The following is a 506-nucleotide window of genomic DNA, read 5'->3' on the forward strand; positions in this document are numbered from 1 at the left end:
AGCCAGATCGCGGCAACGAGGCCAAAGCCGTGGATCGTCGCCTGATGGTTGGGCTGGTTGAGGTTGCCCCACAGCCGGCGGTTGGTGTCGTAGAAATATTCCGAAACGAGGCCGAACATCTGGTCTTCCATATGGAAGACCTGGATCCATTGCGCCAGCGTGCCGAGCAGCCCGGCGACGAGGAAGGTGATGGCGATGGCATCGACAATCTCGGCCCGTTCCTCGGTGGAAAACCCCTGCCCGAGACGCCACGCGGCGACCATCATGGCCGCGCCGAGGGCGAGGACGATCTGGGTGGTGGAGCGGCTGCCGGTGATGTCGGGCATGCCGGCGGCGGACTGGATGATTGTCGTCAGGATCAGCCAGAGCGGCAGCAGGACGATCCAAGGGACTTGGGGGGTGTCCGCCGAACGCCGAAAGGCCAGCAGGCAGACCAGCGCGACACCGAGCACGCCGGCCRTCCATTCGCCRTAGAAGGTGGCGAGCGGAAGCGTGTGCTTCGAAAC

General features: G+C 64.7%; 1 protein-coding gene. It reads right to left on the reverse strand.

Annotated elements, in window-relative coordinates:
- Positions 1-452, reverse strand: a 452-nt coding sequence (locus AB4Z27_RS29470) for a pilin glycosylation ligase domain-containing protein (RefSeq protein ID WP_441646042.1), incomplete at its 3' end; no start/stop codon positions are given.
- Between the last annotated feature and the right edge of the window lie 54 nt (positions 453-506).

The sequence above is a fragment of the Cupriavidus sp. KB_39 genome (assembly GCF_052114485.1).
In the GTDB taxonomy this organism is placed as follows: domain Bacteria; phylum Pseudomonadota; class Gammaproteobacteria; order Burkholderiales; family Burkholderiaceae; genus Cupriavidus.